Origin of the sequence: Amycolatopsis sp. NPDC024027 (genome assembly GCF_040638975.1) — a bacterium.
Classification (GTDB): Bacteria; Actinomycetota; Actinomycetes; order Mycobacteriales; family Pseudonocardiaceae; genus Amycolatopsis.
Map to the genome: position 1 here is coordinate 552274 of NZ_JBEZYY010000002.1, position 18997 is coordinate 571270.

Below are 18997 nucleotides of genomic sequence, written 5' to 3' on the forward strand. Positions count from 1 at the left end.
ATAGTCGCGACGTCGTAGGTCATCCGCCGTTGGGAGTAACCGTGGGTAGAACGTTGAGCCGGGTCGCGGGGATCGTGTCCGCCGGTGCGCTGATCACCTTCGCCGCCGCGCCCGCCGCGCTGGCGCAGGACGAGACCACCACCCCGGAGACGACCACGACCACGAGCCCGTCGGAGACGACGACCACCACGGCGCCGACTTCGACGGAGACCACGGCACCGGTCACGACCACCGGCACCACCACTGCGGCTCCGACCTCCAGCCACGTCACGACCACCACGACCCCGAAGACCACGTCTTCGGCGCCGGAAACGACCGAGCCGCCGAAGGCCGACTACCAGGACAACACCGGGCACGGCTTCATCGGCCTCGGCGGCGAGGGAGTCCTCGTCATCGCCTGTGCCGCCGGCAAGCCGGGAGAGGTCGCGACCCAGTACCTGAGCGTCACCGGCGGTCCGGACCAGGACGAGGCCAACGGCCTCTGGAACTACACCGTCCGGGTGGTGGACGCCCCGGCCGGCACCACCAGCGCGAAGTTCAGCTGGACCTGCGGCGGCGTCGAGGGCAACGGCACGGTCGACTTCGAGCAGGAGCAGCAGCCGCCGACCTCGACCGTGACGGCCACGAGCACCGCGACGAGCACCACCACGAGCACGCCCTCGTCCAGCGCCCCGGCGTCGAGCACCGCGCCGCTCACGACGGCGCCGATGACGACCGCGACCAGCACCACGCCCGCCGGCAACGCCGCTCCGAAGGCCCAGGTCAAGGTCGCGCCCAAGGGCGGGGTCGAGACGGGCTTCGGCGGCACGGCCTGGTGACGGCCCGCCGGGCGGGCGCGGCGCTCGCCCTGGTGCTGGCCCTGGCCGGGTGCGGCACTGCCGAGCCGCCGAAGGCCGCGGCTCCCGCTCCCGCACCCGCGTCGGTCCCGGTGACCGTGCCGTTCAAGGGACTCCGGCCGACGTCGGTGAAGATCCCGAAGATCGGCGCGGAGTCCAGCCTCCTGGCCGTCGCCGTGAAGCCTGACGGTTCGATCTCCGTCCCGTCGGTGCGCACGCCGATGCAGGCGGCCTGGTACAAGCTTTCGCCGGTGCCGGGCGACGTCGGCCCGGCGATCGTGCTCGGCCACGTCGACGGCGACAAGAAACCGGGCATCTTCTTCAAGCTCAAGGACCTCGCCCCCGGCGACGAGGTCGACATCGACCGCAGCGACGGCCGGAAGCTGAAGTTCGTCGTCGACCGGGTCACCCAGGTCCCGAAGGACACGTTCCCGAAGGACGCCGTCTACGGCAACAGCGCCAAGCCGGAACTGCGGCTGATCACCTGCGGTGGCGCGTTCGACCACGCCGAGCACAGCTACCAGGACAACATCGTCGTCTACGCGAACCTAGCCGACGCCTGAGCCCGGGTACGGGAATTCCGGCTTGAGCCCGGTCCCGGGGCAGACCCAGCGCCGCATGCCCGCGTCGCAGACCGCATAACCCCAGTTGATCAGCTGGTCCTGCGTCGTCTCGGACATCCTGGTCAGCCGGGTCTTCGTCTCGGCGAGTTCCCGGGTCTGCTCGATCGGGGCCGGCAGGGCGTCCGGCAGCTCGAAGTGTTCGATGTCGCTGTAGGTCGCCCAGTACGTGCCGGCGTACGTCTTGTCCTCATAGGACTTGAGCAGGGAGCCGGTGCGCAGCTCGCGGACCTGGTTGTCCATCACGGTCAGCACGCGCAGCAGCTGCATCGGCCAGTTGTGCCTCGGCCGGTCCTCGTGCTTCATCTTCTTGCCCGCGTCGCTGACCAGGACGGTCGCCCGCTGGTTCTCGATCGGGTCGAGACCGAGGTTGTCGTACACGCCGGCGTCGCTGAGCACGATCTTGCGGCCGGGCCGGTGCGGATCGGGGATCACGACCGGCGAAAGCATCGGCGGGAACGCCGACGACGCCGCGACCGCGGTGGCCAGCGGGATCTGCCCGTGCGGGCCCGGCTGCCGGAAGAACCACCACAGCGAGCCGTCCTGCAGGCTGGTCGCGGTGAACACGAAGTGCGGCCCGGCCGGGTCGAGGTCCGCGAGGCAGCAGTCGCCGAAGAGGTGTTTCGCGTAGCGGCGCGCGAGTTCCTCGCCGGCACTGCGCCACGGGATGCACATCGCCTTCAACGTCACCGGGACGTCGAGGTTCGTGCGCGCGAGTTTCCGCAGCGGCTGCACGACTTCCTTGCCGAAGTTCTCCGCCACGCCGTCGTCGCCGAAGTACAGCTTGTGCCACGCGTGCGCGAGCACCCCGGCCGCGATCGACCCGCCCGACACGCTGGAGACGGTGGTCAGCTTCGGCAGCCAGCCGAGTTCGTTGAGCCGCCAGAGCGCCCCGGCGTGGAAGAGCATCGCCCGGTAACCACCGCCGGACAGCGCGAGCCCGACCCCGTCTCGTTTCGCCGCGTCCACCCCGCCGAGTCTAGGACCGCAGCAGCGGCACGAGCAGAGGCCGTTGCCCGGCGGGGACGTATTCGGCGTAGTTGTCGTACAACGCCTGTTTGGCCAGCTGCGCCGCGCCGGCGCCGTCGGCCGCGCGGATCGCGTCGAGCATCTCGGCGTGGTGGGCGAGCCAGGTGCGCATCAGCGACGTCCGGTTGCTGGCGTGCTCGAGCTTGTCCTCGATCAGTTCCAGCACGACCCCGCGCACGACTTCCTCGCTGACCACCAGCAACGGATTGCGGGAGATGCGCGCGATCACCTCGTGGAAGGCGACGTCGGCGCGGCTGAACTCGGCGTAGCCGCGCGAAACGCCTTCGCGCATCGACTCCAGGGCCGCGTCGAGGCCGGTCAGGTCCTCTTCGGTGCGAAGGCCGGCCGCGAGCAGGTGCGCCGAGCCGTCGAGGATCATCCGGAACTGCAGCAGTTCGGCGAGCCCGACGTGGTCGGCGCGCGCGAGCCGGTGCATCGAGCGGTGCAACGCCGCGGGCGAAGCGGCCAGCACCTCCGGGCCGCGCGGGTCCCCGGGCCGCGAGCGGATCATCTCGGCCGCCTGCAGCACGCGCAGGGCTTCGCGGATCGTCGAGCGGCCGACGCCGAACTGCGTCATCAGCTCCCGCTCGCTCGGCAGGCGTTCCCCCGGCTTGAGCGTGCCGCTGACCACGGCCTGCTCGATCTGCTCGACGACCCGCTCGTACGCGCGGACCGGAGCCACCGGTTCGAACCGCATCCCTTGACCTCGACGTCCGTCGCGTGCAGGCTACTGGTCAGACCAGTGTACCGACCTGGAGGTCGAATGAAAGCCCGACTTCACGTGCTGGCAGCGGCGCTGCTGCTCGTGGTGTCCGGGTGCTCGGCCGGCTCGTCGGCCAGCGTTTCCGCTGGTCCGGACACGCTTTCCGTCGGCTTCACAGCGGAGCCGGCGAACTTCGACTTCACCCGCACCGACGGCGCCGCCATTCCGCAGGCCTTGCTCTACAACGTCTACGAAGGCCTGGTGAAGCTCGACGCGCAGGGCCGGGTCGTGCCGCTGCTCGCGAAGTCGTGGACGATCAGCCCGGACCGGAAGACCTACGACTTCCAGCTCCAGCCGGGCGTCAGGTTCAGCAACGGCGCCCCCTTCACCGCCGAGGACGTCAAGTTCTCGCTCCTGCGGGTGAAGACCGACTGGACGATTTCGATCAAAGCGAACATGGACGTCATCGACCACGTCGACGTCGTGGCGCCGGACCACGCGCGGGTCGTCCTCTCGAAGCCGTCCAACGGCTGGCTGTTCAGCCTCACCAGCCGGCTCGGCGCGATGTTCAGCCCCACCGGCGTCGCCGACCTGGCGAACAAGCCGGTGGGCACCGGGCCGTACGTCGTGGCGGCGCGCAAGCGCGGCGACTCCGTGGTGCTGAAGGCGAATCCCGCGTACTGGGGCCGGAAACCGGCGTACGGCACGGTCGTCCTCAAGTACATCAAGGACCCGACCGCGCTGAACAACGCGTTGTTCAGCAACGGCATCGACGTCATCTCCGCGATCACCGCGCCCGACTCGGTCCCGCAGTTCCAGGCCGACGACCGGTTCCAGGTCGTCCAGGGCACCACGAACTCCGAAGTCACGCTGGCCATGAACAACGCGCGGCCGCCGCTGAACGACGTCCGCGTCCGCCAGGCCCTCACCTACGCGATCGACCGGAAGGCGCTGCTCGACACGGCGTGGGCGGGCCGCGGCACGTTGATCGGCAGCATGGTCCCGCCGACCGACCCCTGGTACGAGGACCTGGCGAACGTCCACCCGTTCGACCCCGCGCGGGCTCAGGCGCTGCTCTCCGAAGCCGGCGCGACGAACCTGAACCTGCGGCTGCGGATCCCGAACCTGCCGTACGCGGTGTCGGCGGCGCAGGTCGTCCAGTCGCAGCTCGCCGACGTCGGCGTGCGGACCACGATCGAGCCGCTCGACTTCCCGGCGGTGTGGCTCAAGCAGGTGTTCACCGACCACGACTACGACCTGTCGATCATCCAGCACGTCGAGGCCAGGGACATCACGACGTTCGGGAAGCCGAAGTACTACTGGGGTTACGACAGCAAGCGCGTCCAGCAGCTGCTCGCCGAGGCCGACAGCGGCACGCCGGAGCAGCAGGTCGCCGACATGAAGCAGGTGGCGCGGCAGCTGAACACCGACGCGGCCGCGGACTGGCTGTTCCTGTTCCCCAACGTGATCGTGGCGAAGGCCAAGGTCGGGGGGTTCGTTCAGAACCAGGTGAGCGAGTCGTTCGACCTCACCGGATTGGCCCCGCGATGACCGCCAAGGTACTGCGCCGGGCGGCGATCTTCGTGGTCAGCGTGCTGGTCGCGTCGATCGTCGTGTTCCTGTTCATGGCCGTGCTGCCGGGTGACCCGGCGCAGGTCGCGCTCGGCGTCAACGCGACGCCGGAGCTGCTCGCCAAGACGCGCGCGGAGTTCGGCATCGACCGGCCGCTGGTCACGCAGTACTTCGACTGGATCGGTGGCGTGCTGCACGGCGACTTCGGCCGTTCGTACGTGACGCGGGACGTGATCGGCCCGCAGCTGCTCGACCGCCTCGGCGTGACGCTGTGGCTGGTCGGCGCGGGCATGCTGGTGGCGCTGGTGATCGCGATCCCCGCGGGCACGTTCGCCGCGGTGAAGCACCGGAAGGCGGCCGGTGCGGGCGTTTCCGGGCTGTCGCAGATCGGTGTCGCGATCCCCGCCTTCCTCGCCGGGATCATCCTCGTCCAGATCTTCGCCGTGCAGCTGCGCTGGCTGCCGTCGGGCGGGTGGACGCCGCCGGACCAGGACTTCGGCGAGTTCTGCCGCGGCCTGATCCTCCCCGCGCTGTCCTTGGGATTGGTGCAGGGCGCGGTGCTGACGCGCTATGTCCGGTCGGCGGTGCTCGACACGCTCGGCCAGGACTACCTGCGCACCGCGCGCTCGAAGGGCCTGCGGCCGGGGCAGGCGCTGGTGCGGCACGGCTTGCGCAACGCGTCGGTCCCGGTGGTCACCGTGCTCGGCCTGCAGCTGGCGACCCTGCTGATCGGCGCCGTGGTCGTCGAGCGCGTGTTCGTGCTGCCGGGGCTGGGTTCGATGCTGCTGGACGCCGTCTCCGCGCGTGACCTGCTGACCGTGCAGGGAATCGTGCTCGTGCTGGTGGTCGGCGTGCTGCTGGTCAACTTCGTCGTCGACCTCCTCTACACCGTGCTCGACCCGAGATTGCGGGGTTCGTGATGCGCAATCTCCTCATCGGCGGGATCCTCGTCGGCCTGGTGGTGCTGGCCGCGCTGCTGTCGTTCGCGTGGACGCCGTTCGACCCGGTGAAGGTCGACGCGGCCCACCGGCTGCTCGGCTTCACCGGCTCCCACTGGTTCGGCACCGACAAGTTCGGCCGCGACCTGCTGAGCCAGCTCATGGTCGGCGCGCGGACGACGTTGTACGTCGGGGTCGTCGCCGTCGGGATCGCGGCGGTCATCGGCACGCCGCTGGGGGTCCTGGCCGGGATGTCTGAGACGACGCAGCTCGGCGAGTTCGTCATGCGGGTCAACGACCTCGTGCTCGCGTTCCCCGCGCTGCTGCTGGCCATCATGTTCGGTGCGGTGTTCGGGGCGGACACGCTGACCGCGATGGTCGCGATCGGCATCGCCACCATCCCGTCGTTCGCGCGGATCGCCCGCTCCGGCACGCTGCAGGTGATGAGCACCGAGTTCGTGCTCGCGGCCCGCGCGGGCGGGCGGTCGCGGCTGAACATCGCGCTGCGGCACGTGCTGCCGAACATCTCCGGCCTGCTGATCGTGCAGGCCTCGGTGTCGTTCGCGATCGCTGTGCTCGCCGAAGCGGCGTTGTCGTTCCTCGGGTTCGGCACGCGGCCGCCGACGCCGTCGTGGGGCCGGATGCTGCAGGAATCGCAGGAACTGCTGACCGTGCAGCCGCGGCTGGCGCTGGTGCCGGGCATCGCGATCGCCGTCGCCGTCCTCGGCTTCAACCTCCTCGGCGACGGCCTCCGTGACCGCCTGGATCCCCGATTGGCGGCCCGCGTATGACCCTCTCGGTGCGTGGCCTCAGCGTCTCGGCGCTGGTTCGTGACGTCTCCTTCGAGATCGGCGCCGGCGAGCGCGTCGGCCTGATCGGTGAGTCCGGGTCCGGGAAATCGCTGACGGCGCTGGCGATCATGGGCCTGCTGCCCGAGGAGCTGCCCGCGTCCGGGTCGGTCCGCCTGCACGACCGTGAGCTGCTGGGCATGTCCGAAAAGGACTTGTCGCGGCTGCGCGGTGACGAGCTGGCCATGGTGTTCCAGGAGCCGATGACGGCGTTGAACCCGGCCATGCGCGTCGGCCGCCAGGTCACCGAGCCCGGGCGCCTGCGCGGACGTCGTCATCGCGCCGAAGACCTGCTGTCCGCGGTGGGCCTGCCGGGCACCGCCCGCGCGTATCCGCACCAGCTGTCGGGCGGCCAGCGGCAGCGGGTCGTGCTCGCGATGGCGCTGGCGAACGAGCCGTCGCTGCTGATCTGCGACGAGCCGACGACCGCTCTCGACGTCACTGTGCAGGCCCAGATCCTTTCGCTGATCAAGACGTCGCTGCCCGCCGAAAGCGCGTTGCTGTTCATCACGCACGACCTCGCCGTCGTGGCTTCGGTGTGCGAGCGCGTCCTGGTGATGCTGGACGGTGCGATCGTCGAAGCGGGCTCGACGCGCGAAGTGCTGACGCAGCCGAAGCACGAGTACACGCGGAAGCTGCTGGACGCCTCGGATCTGGAGGCCCGGCGATGACCATCATCGAAGTCCGCGACCTCGAGCGCCGCTACGCCCGGCGGGACGTCCACGCGCTGCGCGGTGTCAGCTTCGCCGTGGAGGCGGGGCAGCGGTTCGGCATCGTGGGGGAGTCCGGTTCCGGCAAGTCCACGCTGGTCCGGCTGCTGGCGGCGCTCGACAAGCCGACCGCCGGCACGGTCTCGTTCCAGGGCAGGCGCATCGACGACCTGCCGGAACGCAAGCTGGGCTTCCTGCGGTCGGAACTCCAGATCGTCTTCCAGGACCCGATGGGCTCGCTCGACCCGCGGATGCGCGTGCGCGACATCGTTTCCGAGCCGATGGGCCGCCGGGAACCCGACCGCGTGGCCGAACTGCTGGCCGCCGTCGGCCTGCCCGCCGACGCCGCCCAGCGCTACCCGCACCAGTTCTCCGGCGGCCAGCGGCAGCGGATCTCGATCGCCCGCGCGCTGGCGCCGAACCCGAGCGTGCTGATCGCCGACGAGCCGGTCAGCGCCCTCGACGTCTCCGTGCGGGGCCAGATCCTCGACCTGCTCGGCTCGCTGGTGGAGCAGTTCGCGTTGACGCTGATCTTCGTGTCGCACGACCTCGGCGTCGTCCGGCACGTCTGCGACCGGGTCGCGGTGATGCGCCGGGGCGAGATCGTCGAACTCGGTGACGTGGCGCAGGTCTACGACGCACCCCGGCACGAGTACACGCGGGAACTTCTCGAAGCCGCGCCGAACCTGCGCGCGGAACTGGCCCGGCTGCGCGGAGGTGACGATGCCTGAGTACCCGGACGGCCTGCCGATCGGCGACGGCTGGGTGTCCACTGTGGATGCCGAAGAAATCGTTTTCCCTTACGACGGGAGCGTCGTTGGGACCGCGCCCGTCGGTACCCCTGAGCTGGCTGCTCGCGCTGTCGACGAAGCTGTCGCTGTCGCGCGCGAAGTGGCTTCGCTGCCTTCGCGGGTTCGGCGGTCCCTGCTCAACGACGTCGCCGCGGCGATCCGGGCTCGCCGCGAGGAGTTCGAGAACCTCCTCGTCCTCGAGACCGGGAAGCCCCTGGTCGACTGCCGCGTCGAGGTCGCGCGCACGATCGTCACCTGGGAAGCCGCCGCCGAAGAGGTGTCCCGGCTGCACGGCGAAACCGTGCCGCTGGACCTCCTGCCCTCGGGCGACGGCCTGGTCGGGTTCTGGAAGCGCAAGCCGATCGGCGTCGTCGTCGGCATCGCGGGCTTCAACTACCCGCTGCTGCTGGCGTCGCACAAGATCGCGCCCGCGATCGCCGCCGGCTGCCCGGTGATCGTCAAGCCCGCGCCGCAGACCCCGCTGGCCACGCTGTGGCTGGTGCACCTGGTCCGGTCGGTCGCGCCCATGGCCGCGATGGTCCAGCTGGTCACCGGCGACGCGGCTGTGGGCGCCGCGTTGACGACCGACCGCCGGATCGGGGCGGTCTCCTTCACCGGCTCGGCCGCCGTCGGCCACCGGATCGCCCGCGACGCGGCCCCGACGAAAACCCTGCTGGAACTGGGGTCGAACGCGGCGCTCGTGGTGGCCGAAGACGCGGATCTGGAAGCCGCCGCGGACGCCGTGCTGCGCGGCGGGTTCTACGCGTCCGGCCAGGCCTGCATCTCGGTGCAGCGGGTCCTGGTCGTCGCGTCGGTGGCTTCGGAGTTCACCGACCGCCTGCTGGCCCGGCTCGACGAGGTCGTCGTCGGCGATCCGCGGGACGAGAAGACGCGGGTGTCGGCGCTGATCGACCCCGCTGCCACCGACCGGGTCGCCGCGTGGATCGAGAAGTCCGGCGCCCGCCAGGTCGGCGGAGGGGTGGACGGCACGGTGCTGCGCCCGACCGTCCTGCTGGACGTTCCGGACGGCGTCGAAGCCTGGGACGAGGAGATCTTCGGCCCGGTCGTCTGCGTGCGCACGGTGTCCGATGTGGACGAGGCCTTCGCCGCGGTCAACACCTCCCGCTACGGCCTCCACGCCAGCGTCTACAGCAAGTCCTTGAAAACGGCGTTTCGCGCACTGGACGAGCTGGAGGTCGGCGGGGTCGTGGTCAACGAGGTGCCCGGCTTCCGCTCGGACACCATGCCCTACGGCGGGGTGAAGGACTCCGGGATCGGCCGTGAGGGACCGAGGTTCGCCGTCGAGGAGCTGACCGTGACCAGGATGGCGGTGCTGCGCCCGTGAACTACGAAAACCTGTTCCGGCTGGACGGACGGCGAGCCGTCGTGCTCGGCGCCGGAGGCATCGGCCGCGAAGCCGCGCGGGCGCTGGCCGCGCACGGCGCCGACGTCGTGTGCGCCGACCGCGACCTCGAAGCCGCGCGTGAGGCCGGCGTCGGCGAGGCGTACGAGCTCGACCTGCTCGAACCGGGTGCTCTGGACAAGGCCGCGTCCGACCTCGGACCCCAGGACATCGTCGTGCTGACCGCCGCGACGAACGTCCGCAAACGCTTGCTCGACTACACGCGCGAGGAGTTCGACCGCGTCATCGCCCTGAACCTCGGCGTGACGTTCGAGGTCGTCCGCGTCTTCGGCGCCGACATGGTCGCGCGCGGGCGGGGGAGCATCATCGGCTTCTCGTCGATCCGCGGGACGACCGTCGAGCCCGGCCAAGGCCCCTACGCGGCGACGAAAGCGGGCCTGGTCCAGCTGTTCCGCACCGCCGCCGCGGAGTTCGGCCCGGCCGGTGTCCGGGTCAACGCGATCGCGCCCGGCGTCGTCGAGACCCCGCTGACCGCGCAGATCAAGGCGAACCCCGAGTGGTATGCCGCGTACGCGGCGAAGGGCGCGCTGGGCCGCTGGGCGCGTCCGGACGAGCTAGCCGGCGCCGTCGTGTACCTCGCTTCGGATGCTTCGTCGTTCGTGACGGGCTCCGTGCTGGCCGTGGACGGTGGCTGGACCGCCGTCGACGGCCGCTTCGACCCGCCTGCCTCGTGAGGAGCGCTCATGACCGAGCTGCCTGATCTGACCGCCGTCGAGCTCGTCGCGCAGTACCGCGCGAAGACGCTCTCGCCGGTCGAGGTGACCGAAGCCGTTCTCGCGCGCATCGAAGCGCGAGAGCCTGAGCTCCACGCGTTGTACGCGTACGACCCTTCAGGCGCTCGCGACGAAGCGAAGGCGTCCGAAGCACGCTGGGCGTCCGGTGAACCGCTGGGCCCGATCGACGGCGTCCCGCTGACGCTCAAGGAGAACATCGCGACCCGCGGCACGCCGGTGCCGCTGGGCACGGCGGCGACCGCGCTGGTCCCGGCCGCCGAGGACGCCCCGGCGGCCGCGCGGGTCCGGGAATCCGGTGGCGTCCTGCTGGCCAAGACGACCATGCCGGACTACGGGATGCTGACGTCCGGCTTGTCTAGCTTCCACACCGCGGCCCGCAACCCGTGGCAGCTCTCGGCCACCCCCGGTGGGTCCAGCGCGGGCGCCGGTGCCGCGGCCGCCGCGGGGTACGGCCCGCTGCACGTCGGCACCGACATCGGCGGCTCGATCCGGCTGCCCGCGGGCTGGTGCGGCCTGACCGGGCTGAAGCCGAGCTTCGGCCGGGTGCCGGTCGACCCGCCGTTCCTCGGCCGCGTCGCCGGCCCGATGACCCGCACGGTCGCCGACACGGCGTTGCTGATGAGCGTGCTCTCGCGCCCGGACCCGCGTGACCACCTGTGCCTGCCACCGTCGGAGCTCGACTGGTCCGCGCCGGCTCGCCCGGTGGACGGCCTGCGCGTCGGCCTGCAGCTCGAGTCCGGCCCCGGGCTCCCGGTGGACCCGGCGATCCGCGACGCCGTCACCGCGGCGGCCCGGGCCTTCGAAGCCGCGGGCGCCGTCGTCGAGCCGGTCGAGCCGTTCCTCACCCGCGAAATGCTCGACGGCCTCGACGTCTTCTGGCGCACGCGGGCCTGGTCGGACCTGGCGGCCCTGCCGCCGGACCGCCGCGCGAAGGTCCTGCCGTACATCGCCGAGTGGGCGGCGGGCGGTGCGGAGGTGTCCGGAGTGGACGTCTACCGCGGCTTCGCCCAGATCGACGTCATGAGCGTGGCGGCCCTGCGGGCGACCTCGGAGTTCGACGTCGTGCTGTCTCCGGTCTGCCCGGTCGCGGCGCCGCCGGCCGAGTGGGCGTCGCCGACGAACGACCCGGCCCGGCCGTTCGAGCACATCGCGTTCACCGTGCCGTACAACATGTCCGGCCAGCCCGCGGTGTCGCTGAACTGCGGTTACACCGACGACGGCCGGCCGATCGGCCTCCAGCTCGCCGGCCGCCGCTTCGACGACTCGGGCGTCCTCCGCGTCGCGGCGGCGTACGAAGGGCTCCGGCCGCCGCAGCGGCCCTGGCCGGTGGGGTAGGGAAGAAGTTCCGGACCTTCGGCGAAGTGGGGGTGAAGCTGTCGCCGACGGGAAAGGAACCCCATGACAGAGGCAGCCCCATGACGGCGGCCCCGGTGCTGGACAGCGAGCACTTCACGGAAGTGCACGATCGCTATTTCGCGGACATCCACCGGTACGTCGCCGGGCGCCTCGGTGCCCAGGTCGCGGAGGACGTCGCCGCCGAGACGTTCCTCGTCGCCTTCGACCGCCGGAAGACGTTCGACGCCTCCCGGGGTGACCTGCGGGCCTGGCTGTTCGGCATCGCGACGAACCTGGTCTCGCGGCACCGCCGCAAGGAGGCCCGCCACTACCGGGCGCTCTCGCGGCTCGATCCGCGCGAGGCCGCCGAAGGGCACGAAAGCCGCGTTGTCGCTTCGGTGACGGTGGCGCGGCTGGGAACGGCGTTGGCCCGGCTTTCCGCCGGGGAACGCGATGTCCTGCTGCTCGTCGCGCTCGGCGACCTCGGCTACGCCGAAGTGGCCGAAGCACTCGGCATCTCCCCGGGCACGGTCGGCTCCCGGCTGACGCGCGCCCGCAAGAAACTCGCCCCCGCTCTCGCCCAGGAGGCTTTCGATGAATGACCTGCAGACCCTGCGAGCCGCGCTGGCGCCCCGCGAAGTTCCCCAAGACGTCGTCGACCGGAGCCGGCACCGGCTGCAGAACCGGATGCTCGCGGCGCCTCGCCGGCGGGTTCGTCCGTACGCACTCGGGGCGGGCCTCGTCGCCTCGGCGGCCGCGGCCGCCGTCGTGGTGGCGACCGTGCCCGGCACCCCGGCGCCGGCTCCGCAGCCGCAGGCCGTGGCCCCGGTCGTCACCGGCCAGCAGGTGCTGCTGGCGGCGGCCACCGTGGCCGAGCGCGCGCCGGCGGGCACCGGCAAGTACTGGCACGTCAAGACCGCCTCGGACAAGCTGACCTACGAGGACTGGTACACCGCTGACGGCCACATGTTCTTCCGCGGAGCGAAATCCGGTGGCAAGGTCATCGCGCTGGGGCTGTCTTCGTTGCGGCTGGCGGCCACCGAGGTGACCTTCGAGCAGCTCCGGACCCTGCCCCCCGACCCGGCGGCGCTGCGGGACTGGCTCGTGAACGCGATCGCGCACAGCGGCGCCCGGACGAGTGCGGGCCCGCTGACCGCGGAGGACCGGGAGCGGGAGCTGCTGCTGTCGATGGTCTCGCTGGTGTCGACGTTGCCCGCACCGCCGGCCGTGCGCGCGGCGGCCTTCCGCTCGATCGCGGCGTACCCCGGCGTCCGCGACCTCGGCCCGGTCCCGGGCGGCCGCGGTTTCCTGCTGCCCGGGGACTACCGCCTGGTCGTCGACCCCGCGACCGCACGCATCAACCACACGTCGATGTTCGTGACGGCGGACGGCGCCATCTACGGGGCCTCCGGCCCGCAGGGCGCGGAGGTCAGTGCCGAGTGGACGGACTCGCTGCCGAAGTGAACCGCACCGGTGGCCGGGCGACCGGCCCGGCCACCGGGGTTCAGCTCTTGACGGCCTCGGCCAGTGCCAGCACCCGCCGCGCGTTGTCGACGTGCAGGTTCTCGATCATCCGGCCGTCCACGGTCACCACGCCGCGGCCTTCCTTCTGCGCTTCCTCGAAAGCCTCGATGATCCGCCGCGACCGGTCGACCTCCGCTTCGGAGGGAGCGAAGATCCGGTTGCACGGCTCCACCTGGGCCGGGTGGATCAGCGTCTTGCCGTCGAAGCCGTACTGACGGCCCTGCTCGCACTCGGCCTCGAAGCCCTCGAGGTCCTTCACGTCGTTGTAGACGCCGTCGAGGATCACCTTGCCGGTCGCCCGCGCGGCCAGCAGGCACAGCGAGAGCCCGCCCAGCAGCGGGCCGCGGCCCGGGACGAACTCCGCGTGCAGTTCCTTGGCCAGGTCGTTCGTGCCCATCACCAGCACGGTCAGCCGCTCCGACGCCGCCGCGATCTCCTCCGCGTGCAGCATCGCGACCGGTGTCTCGACCATCGCCCAGATCTTCGTGTGGGCCGGCGCCCCGCCCAGCTCCAGCGCGCGCTCGATGTTGTGCACCTCGGCGGCGGAGTTCACCTTCGGCACGACCACCGCGGCCGGCCCGGCCGAGGCGGCCGCGCGCAGGTCGGCGTCGTGCCACTCGGTGTCGAGGCCGTTGACCCGGATCGTCACCTCGCGCTCGCCGTAGTCGCCTGAAGAAGCCGCCGCGCAGACGCGTTCCCGCGCGGCTTCCTTGGCGTCCGGCGCGACGGCGTCCTCGAGGTCGAGGATCAGCGCGTCCGCCGGGATCGTCTTGGCCTTCTCCAGCGCGCGTTCGTTCGCGCCGGGCATGTAGAGAACAGAGCGTCTCGGCTTCAGCTCGGTCATCCGAGGGCCTCCTTGGTGGCGGCCTCGTAGGCCGCGGCGAGTTCGGGGTCGTCCGCCGCGAGGGCGTCGGCCAGTTCGGCGACCACGCGGCACTGCTTCACCGACGCGTCGTCCTGCATCTTCCCGTCGATCATCACCGCGCCCGTGCCGTCACCCATCTCGGCGATCACCCGGCGCGCCCAGGCGACATCGGACGGCGACGGTGAGAACACCTTCTTCGCGATCTCGATCTGCACCGGGTGCAGGCTCCACGCGCCGACGCAGCCGAGCAGGAACGCGTTGCGGAACTGGTCCTCGCACGCGACGACGTCGCGGATGTCCCCGAACGGCCCGTAGTACGGCAGGATCCCGTGCATCGCGCACGCGTCGACCATCCGCGCCACCGTGTAGTGCCACAGGTCCTGCTGGTAGGTCGTCCGGCCTTCGGTCAAGTCGTCGCCGGTGGGGTCGGTGCGCACCAGGTAGCCGGGGTGCCCGCCGCCCACCCGGGTCGTCTTCATGCGACGACTCGCGGCCAGGTCGGCCGGGCCGAGCGAGATGCCCTGCATGCGTGGGCTCGCGCCGGCGATCTCCTCCACGTTGGCCACGCCGCTCGCCGTCTCGAGGATGGCGTGCACCAGCAGCGGCTTCGTCAGCCCGGCGCGCGCCTCGAGCTGGGCCAGAAGCCGGTCGACGTAGTGGATGTCCTGCGCACCCTCGACCTTCGGCACCATGATGACGTCGAGCTTGTCGCCGATCTCGGTGACCAGCGTGGTCAGGTCGTCGAGCACCCACGGCGAGTCCAGGCTGTTGACCCGCGTCCACAGCTGCGTCTTCCCGAAGTCGTTCGCCTTGGCGATCGCGACCAGGCCGGCGCGCGCGGCCTCCTTGCGGTCGGCGCGGACGGCGTCCTCGAGGTTCCCGAGCAGGACGTCGACCTTCTTCGCGATGTCCGGCACCTTCGCCGCCATCTTCTCGTTGCCCGGGTCGAAGAAGTGGATCATCCGGGACGGCGTCACCGGGATCTCCCGCACGGGCGCGGGCGCGCCCAGGGCGAGCGGGGCGAAGAAGTCCTTCGGGGAGCGCATCGGTCCTCCACGGCGGGGGCTAAGTGACTGGTGGGTAACTTTAGTCCCGGGCGCGCGGGACCGCTGCGGTGCAAGTCACCGCCGGGTGGGTGACGGCGGACAACCCCAGCTCAGCGGGCCGCGTCCACTGTGGATTTTGCCGCGGTTGCGCCGGATGGGCTAGCCGGACCGGGTTTGGCCGGTCCTGCCCCGGGTAATCGCCCGTAGCCGGACCGTAATGCCACTCACCCCGCGATCACTCGGTTGGCCGCACCGTTCGACCGAAGTCCGATGACCGCCTACCGACCGGTCATCGACCGCTGGCCGCCGCCGATCGCAGCCACTCGCACTACCCGGCGACGCCGCGCCGCCGCGCTGTTAGACAAGTGAGGTGCCGGTTTCCCCCGGTCACGAAGCGGTGCAGGGTTAGAAGGAGGCGGACTCGTGGCGGCTACACCTCAGAACACCGAGCGCTCGACGGTCGCCGGTGGCGCGAAGCGCAGCCGGTCGATGCCGAGCCGCGTGGTGCCGCCGATCGAGCTCCCCGCGAGCGTCGACGAGCTCGCCCGCGCTGCCGCCGCCCAGCTGGGCTGGAACGGCGTCGTCCTCCCCGAGACCACGATCCTGGGCCGCAAGGTCTGCGTGGTCGCCAAGCTCCGCACCGACGTGCACGCCGAACGCATCGCGATGGGTGCCGGCCCGGTGGCCGACCGCGCCACCGTCGACACCTGGACCTGGCCGGAGCTGGCCGGAACCGCCCCCGCCCCGGCCGCCGAGATCGTCGGCGTCCTGGCCGTCGCGCGCCACTGGCGCACCGCGATGGCCTCCGCGGTTCCGTTCGCCCGCTACGGCGAGGCCGCGATGGTCCTCCCGTCCCCGGTCGTGCTGACCGAGGACTACGTCGGCAACTGCCTGCCGCGCGCCCGCGCGTACGGGCTCGCCGTCGTGACCGCCGACCCGAACGCGGTCGTCGATCTCGACCTCGAGGGCCGCACCGAGCGCGTCGTGCTGGCCGAGGACCCGGTCTCCCGCCTGGTCAACGAGCTGGTTTACGACCACCTGCTCCGCACCGCCGAGGTCCCCGCTTCCCTCGACTGACAGGCCCGCTCGAACGCCTATAGGGTCGGCTCATGCGAGTCGTCATTGCAGGTGGACACGGTCAGATCGCGCTGCGGCTCGAGCGGCTGCTCGCCGCTCGCGGTGACGAAGCGATCGGCATCATCCGGAACCCGGCCCACGCGGCGGACCTCGAGGCCGTCGGCGCCCAGGGCGTCGTCCTGGACCTGGAGAACTCCGATGCGGACGCCGTCGCCGAGGTCCTGAAGGGTGCCGACGCCGCGGTGTTTTCGGCCGGCGCCGGGCCGGGCAGCGGCACCGCCCGCAAGGACACTGTGGACCGTGGCGCCGCGGCGCTGTTCGCCGAAGCGGCCGAGCGGGCCGGGGTTCGCCGGCACGTTCAGGTGGGCTCGATCGGGGCCGACAACCCGGAGAACCCCGACGTCACCGAGGAATTCCGGCACTACCTGCGTGCCAAGCGCGCGGCGGAGGACGACCTCAAGGCCCGCGACCTCGACTGGACGATCCTCCGGCCGGGTCAGCTGACCAACGACCCCGGCACCGGCCTGGTCCTGCTGGCCGAGAACACCGGACGCGGCCCGATCCCGCGCGACGACGTCGCCGCGGTGCTCGCCGGCCTGCTCGACGCGCCCGCTTCGGTGCACCGCACCCTGACGCTGATCTCGGGCGAGACCCCCATCGACGAGGCGATCTCCGCGCTGTGATCACCCAGGCATCGAGAGAAATCGCCGTCTTCAGCGGCAGCGCGCACCCCGAGCTGGCCGAAGAGATCTGCAGCAACCTCGGCGTGCCGCTGCGGCCGGTCGAGATCCAGCGGTTCGCCAACGACTGCCTCGAGGTGCAGCTGCAGGCGAACTGCCGCGAGCGGGACGTCTTCATCATCCAGCCGCTGGTGAAGCCGGTGCAGGAGCACCTCGTCGAGCTGCTGCTGATGCTCGACGCGGCCCGTGGCGCCTCGGCGTCCCGCATCACCGCCGTGATGCCGCACTACTCGTACGCGCGCTCGGACAAGAAGGACGCGCCACGCATCTCCATCGGCGGCCGGCTGGTCGCCGACCTGCTGGTGACCGCGGGGGCGAGCCGCGTGCTCGCGATGACCCTGCACTCACCGCAGGTCCACGGCTTCTTCAGCGTCCCGGTGGATCACCTGCACGCGCTGCAGGAGCTGGCCAAGCACTTCCGCCAGTACGACCTTTCGCGTGCCACCGTCGTCTCACCCGACCTGGGCAACGCGAAGGAGGCGTCGCACTTCGCGCGGCTCCTCGGCGTCCAGGTCGCGGCCGGGGCGAAGGAACGCTTCCCCGACGACCGCGTCCAGATCACTTCGGTGATCGGCGAGGTCGCCGGCCGGGACGTGATCGTGCTCGACGACGAGATCGCCAAGGGCAGCACGGTGCTCGAACTGCTGGACAGGCTGGCCGAGCTGGAGCCGCGCTCGATCCGCGTCGCCTGCACGCACGGGCTGTTCGCGGCCAAGGCCATCGAGCGCATCGGCAGCCGGCCGGAGGTGCTGGAGATCGTCTGCACGAACACGGTGCCGGTGCCGGAGGAGGAACGCACCGAGAAGCTGAAGATCCTCTCGATCGCACCGGCGATGGCCGAGGCGATCCGCCGCATCCACAACGGCGAATCGGTGTCCGCGCTCTTCTAAGCCGGGCCCAGCACCCGGTCGAGATAGGTGTTGGTGAAGAGGCCGCCCGGGTCGGTTTCCTTGCGCACGCGCAGGAAGTCGTCGAAGTGCGGGTAGCGCGTGCGGAGGACGCCGGCGTCGAGGTCGTGCATCTTGCCCCAGTGCGGGCGGCCGCCGACGGCGCCGGCGATCTTCTCGAACGCGCTGAAGTACTCGCGGTAGGGCATGCCGGTGAACTGGTGGATGGCGATGTAGGCGGAGTCGCGGCCCTGCGCGGTCGACAGCCAGATGTCGTCGGCGGCGGCGACCCGCACCTCGACCGGGAACATCACCGGGTCCTTCAGCGTCGGCACCACGGCGCGTAGTTCGGCGAGCACGTCGAGCACTGATTCACGTGGAACAGCGTATTCCGTTTCGGTGAAACGGACGTTGCGCGCGGTGACGAAGACGCGGTGCGAGAGGTCGCTGTAGTCGCGCGCGCTCAGGACGTTGGAGGCGAAGCTGCCGAGCGACGGCACGAGCTTCGGCATCAGCCGCCCCGTCCGGCACAGCCCGCCGAAGGCGACGTTCTCCATGATCCGGTAGTCGACGAACTCGCGGACCTTGCTGAGCGGCTGCGGCGTCTCGGTCCGGTTGTTGCGCTTGACCAGGGCGTTCTTGCCGTAGGGGAACCAGTAGAACTCGAAGTGCTCGTTTTCGTCGGCGAAGTCGTGGAAGCCCTCGAGAACCTGCTCCAGCGGCTCCGGTCGTTCCTGCGCGCGCAGCACGAACGACGGTTCGCACTCGAGCGTCACCGTGGTGATCACGCCGAGCGCGCCGAGCCCGACGCGGGCGGCGGCGAAGAGGTCGGGCCTTTCCCCGGCCGAGCAGGTGACTACCGAGCCGTCCGCGAGGACGAGCTCGAGCGCGACGATCTGGGTGGCGAGGCCGCCGATCTTCGCGCCGGTGCCGTGGGTGCCGGTGGAAATCGCGCCGGCGATGGTCTGCGCGTCGATGTCACCGAGGTTGGTCATGGCCAGCCCGAGCGCGTCGAGGGCGGCGTTGAGCTCCCGGAGCGTGGTGCCGGAGCGGACGGTGACGTGCCCGGTCGTCACGTCCACCCGTTCGATGCCGGTCCAGTGGCGCAGGTCGAGCGCATCGGAGTCGGCGGCGGCGATGGCGGTGAAGGAGTGCCCGCTGCCCCAGGGGCGCACGGTGCGGCCGGCCGCGGCGATGCTCGCGACCGTCGCCGCGATCTCCGCCGTGTCGCGCGGCTGGTGAACGTGTTGCGGCGAGGCGGAAGCCGTGCCCGCCCAGTTGGTCCACCGGGTCATGCGCGTGCACCCTTTCATTCAGGA

General features: G+C 71.1%; 20 protein-coding genes. 15 read left to right on the forward strand and 5 right to left on the reverse strand.

The genetic code is table 11. From position 1 onward, the window contains the following. The first annotated feature begins 41 nt into the window (after positions 1-41). Together AB0F52_RS07475 and AB0F52_RS07480 are read left to right on the forward strand one after the other, a co-directional pair. Complete coding sequence (locus AB0F52_RS07475; protein ID WP_360165712.1) at positions 42-818, forward strand: hypothetical protein; 777 nt, start codon at positions 42-44, stop codon at positions 816-818. Beyond that, positions 815-1399, forward strand: coding sequence for a class F sortase (locus AB0F52_RS07480; RefSeq protein ID WP_360165715.1), 585 nt, complete (start codon positions 815-817; stop codon positions 1397-1399). Before AB0F52_RS07475 ends, AB0F52_RS07480 begins: the two co-directional genes overlap by 4 nt. Here the strand turns inward: AB0F52_RS07480 and AB0F52_RS07485 are convergent. Continuing rightward, the gene (locus AB0F52_RS07485; RefSeq protein WP_360165718.1) at positions 1385-2425 is read right to left on the reverse strand and encodes a patatin-like phospholipase family protein; all 1041 of its coding nucleotides are present in this window, start codon (positions 2423-2425) and stop codon (positions 1385-1387) included. The two genes, AB0F52_RS07480 and AB0F52_RS07485, sit on opposite strands and share 15 nt — an antisense overlap. A 10-nt stretch (positions 2426-2435) precedes the next feature. After that, positions 2436-3182, reverse strand: coding sequence for a FadR/GntR family transcriptional regulator (locus AB0F52_RS07490; protein WP_360165721.1), 747 nt, complete (start codon positions 3180-3182; stop codon positions 2436-2438). Positions 3183-3248: 66 nt separating this feature from the next. On the opposite strand from AB0F52_RS07490, the gene AB0F52_RS07495 reads away from it, so the two are divergent. The 10 genes from AB0F52_RS07495 to AB0F52_RS07540 all read left to right on the forward strand — a co-directional run bounded on the left by AB0F52_RS07495 (position 3249) and on the right by AB0F52_RS07540 (position 13003). Then, the gene (locus tag AB0F52_RS07495) at positions 3249-4739 is read left to right on the forward strand and encodes an ABC transporter substrate-binding protein (protein ID WP_360165724.1); all 1491 of its coding nucleotides are present in this window, start codon (positions 3249-3251) and stop codon (positions 4737-4739) included. Beyond that, positions 4736-5680 carry an ABC transporter permease gene (locus AB0F52_RS07500; RefSeq protein ID WP_360165727.1) on the forward strand — a complete coding sequence of 315 codons (945 nt, stop codon included), beginning with the start codon at positions 4736-4738 and terminating at the stop codon, positions 5678-5680. The genes AB0F52_RS07495 and AB0F52_RS07500 overlap by 4 nt, the downstream gene beginning before the upstream one ends. Continuing rightward, entirely contained in the window at positions 5680-6489 is an 810-nt protein-coding gene (locus AB0F52_RS07505) for an ABC transporter permease (RefSeq protein ID WP_360165730.1), read from the forward strand. The genes AB0F52_RS07500 and AB0F52_RS07505 overlap by 1 nt, the downstream gene beginning before the upstream one ends. Beyond that, positions 6486-7217 carry an ABC transporter ATP-binding protein gene (locus AB0F52_RS07510; RefSeq protein WP_360165733.1) on the forward strand — a complete coding sequence of 244 codons (732 nt, stop codon included), beginning with the start codon at positions 6486-6488 and terminating at the stop codon, positions 7215-7217. Before AB0F52_RS07505 ends, AB0F52_RS07510 begins: the two co-directional genes overlap by 4 nt. Further along, the gene (locus AB0F52_RS07515) at positions 7214-7987 is read left to right on the forward strand and encodes an ABC transporter ATP-binding protein (RefSeq protein WP_360165736.1); all 774 of its coding nucleotides are present in this window, start codon (positions 7214-7216) and stop codon (positions 7985-7987) included. The genes AB0F52_RS07510 and AB0F52_RS07515 overlap by 4 nt, the downstream gene beginning before the upstream one ends. Beyond that, complete coding sequence (locus tag AB0F52_RS07520) at positions 7980-9392, forward strand: aldehyde dehydrogenase family protein (protein ID WP_360165739.1); 1413 nt, start codon at positions 7980-7982, stop codon at positions 9390-9392. Before AB0F52_RS07515 ends, AB0F52_RS07520 begins: the two co-directional genes overlap by 8 nt. Then, positions 9389-10144, forward strand: coding sequence for an SDR family oxidoreductase (locus AB0F52_RS07525; RefSeq protein WP_360165742.1), 756 nt, complete (start codon positions 9389-9391; stop codon positions 10142-10144). The genes AB0F52_RS07520 and AB0F52_RS07525 overlap by 4 nt, the downstream gene beginning before the upstream one ends. Positions 10145-10153: 9 nt before the next feature. Then, positions 10154-11539 carry an amidase gene (locus AB0F52_RS07530; protein ID WP_360165745.1) on the forward strand — a complete coding sequence of 462 codons (1386 nt, stop codon included), beginning with the start codon at positions 10154-10156 and terminating at the stop codon, positions 11537-11539. A gap of 80 nt (positions 11540-11619) precedes the next feature. Next, complete coding sequence (locus tag AB0F52_RS07535; RefSeq protein WP_360165748.1) at positions 11620-12141, forward strand: sigma-70 family RNA polymerase sigma factor; 522 nt, start codon at positions 11620-11622, stop codon at positions 12139-12141. Further along, positions 12134-13003, forward strand: coding sequence for a CU044_5270 family protein (locus tag AB0F52_RS07540; RefSeq protein ID WP_360165750.1), 870 nt, complete (start codon positions 12134-12136; stop codon positions 13001-13003). The genes AB0F52_RS07535 and AB0F52_RS07540 overlap by 8 nt, the downstream gene beginning before the upstream one ends. A gap of 40 nt (positions 13004-13043) precedes the next feature. Here AB0F52_RS07540 and AB0F52_RS07545 read toward each other — a convergent pair whose 3' ends face one another. Continuing rightward, positions 13044-13907 carry a CoA ester lyase gene (locus AB0F52_RS07545; RefSeq protein WP_360165753.1) on the reverse strand — a complete coding sequence of 288 codons (864 nt, stop codon included), beginning with the start codon at positions 13905-13907 and terminating at the stop codon, positions 13044-13046. Next, complete coding sequence (locus AB0F52_RS07550; RefSeq protein ID WP_360165756.1) at positions 13904-14974, reverse strand: CoA ester lyase; 1071 nt, start codon at positions 14972-14974, stop codon at positions 13904-13906. Before AB0F52_RS07550 ends, AB0F52_RS07545 begins: the two co-directional genes overlap by 4 nt. Before the next feature lie 423 nt (positions 14975-15397). Between AB0F52_RS07550 and AB0F52_RS07555 the strand changes: the two genes are divergently transcribed. Genes AB0F52_RS07555 through AB0F52_RS07565 form a run of 3 tightly spaced genes read left to right on the forward strand, consistent with a single transcriptional unit; the run spans position 15398 to position 17681 of the window. Next, complete coding sequence (locus tag AB0F52_RS07555; protein ID WP_360165759.1) at positions 15398-16051, forward strand: hypothetical protein; 654 nt, start codon at positions 15398-15400, stop codon at positions 16049-16051. A gap of 32 nt (positions 16052-16083) precedes the next feature. After that, positions 16084-16734: an SDR family oxidoreductase gene (locus AB0F52_RS07560; RefSeq protein WP_360165762.1), complete on the forward strand. Its 651-nt coding sequence runs from the start codon at positions 16084-16086 to the stop codon at positions 16732-16734. Beyond that, positions 16731-17681, forward strand: coding sequence for a ribose-phosphate pyrophosphokinase (locus AB0F52_RS07565; protein ID WP_360165765.1), 951 nt, complete (start codon positions 16731-16733; stop codon positions 17679-17681). Before AB0F52_RS07560 ends, AB0F52_RS07565 begins: the two co-directional genes overlap by 4 nt. Here AB0F52_RS07565 and AB0F52_RS07570 read toward each other — a convergent pair. Further along, complete coding sequence (locus AB0F52_RS07570) at positions 17678-18973, reverse strand: D-arabinono-1,4-lactone oxidase (RefSeq protein ID WP_360165768.1); 1296 nt, start codon at positions 18971-18973, stop codon at positions 17678-17680. The genes AB0F52_RS07565 and AB0F52_RS07570 overlap by 4 nt on opposite strands. Positions 18974-18997: the final 24 nt, after the last annotated feature.

Coding starts and splice junctions, on each gene's coding strand:
- AB0F52_RS07490 (WP_360165721.1), bottom strand. CDS start 3,182: ATGCGGTTCGAACCGGTGGCTCCGGTCCGCGCGTACGAGCGGGTCGTC.
- AB0F52_RS07495 (WP_360165724.1), top strand. CDS start 3,249: ATGAAAGCCCGACTTCACGTGCTGGCAGCGGCGCTGCTGCTCGTGGTG.
- AB0F52_RS07500 (WP_360165727.1), top strand. CDS start 4,736: ATGACCGCCAAGGTACTGCGCCGGGCGGCGATCTTCGTGGTCAGCGTG.
- AB0F52_RS07505 (WP_360165730.1), top strand. CDS start 5,680: ATGCGCAATCTCCTCATCGGCGGGATCCTCGTCGGCCTGGTGGTGCTG.
- AB0F52_RS07510 (WP_360165733.1), top strand. CDS start 6,486: ATGACCCTCTCGGTGCGTGGCCTCAGCGTCTCGGCGCTGGTTCGTGAC.
- AB0F52_RS07515 (WP_360165736.1), top strand. CDS start 7,214: ATGACCATCATCGAAGTCCGCGACCTCGAGCGCCGCTACGCCCGGCGG.
- AB0F52_RS07520 (WP_360165739.1), top strand. CDS start 7,980: ATGCCTGAGTACCCGGACGGCCTGCCGATCGGCGACGGCTGGGTGTCC.
- AB0F52_RS07530 (WP_360165745.1), top strand. CDS start 10,154: ATGACCGAGCTGCCTGATCTGACCGCCGTCGAGCTCGTCGCGCAGTAC.
- AB0F52_RS07535 (WP_360165748.1), top strand. CDS start 11,620: ATGACGGCGGCCCCGGTGCTGGACAGCGAGCACTTCACGGAAGTGCAC.
- AB0F52_RS07540 (WP_360165750.1), top strand. CDS start 12,134: ATGAATGACCTGCAGACCCTGCGAGCCGCGCTGGCGCCCCGCGAAGTT.
- AB0F52_RS07545 (WP_360165753.1), bottom strand. CDS start 13,907: ATGACCGAGCTGAAGCCGAGACGCTCTGTTCTCTACATGCCCGGCGCG.
- AB0F52_RS07550 (WP_360165756.1), bottom strand. CDS start 14,974: ATGCGCTCCCCGAAGGACTTCTTCGCCCCGCTCGCCCTGGGCGCGCCC.
- AB0F52_RS07560 (WP_360165762.1), top strand. CDS start 16,084: ATGCGAGTCGTCATTGCAGGTGGACACGGTCAGATCGCGCTGCGGCTC.
- AB0F52_RS07570 (WP_360165768.1), bottom strand. CDS start 18,973: ATGACCCGGTGGACCAACTGGGCGGGCACGGCTTCCGCCTCGCCGCAA.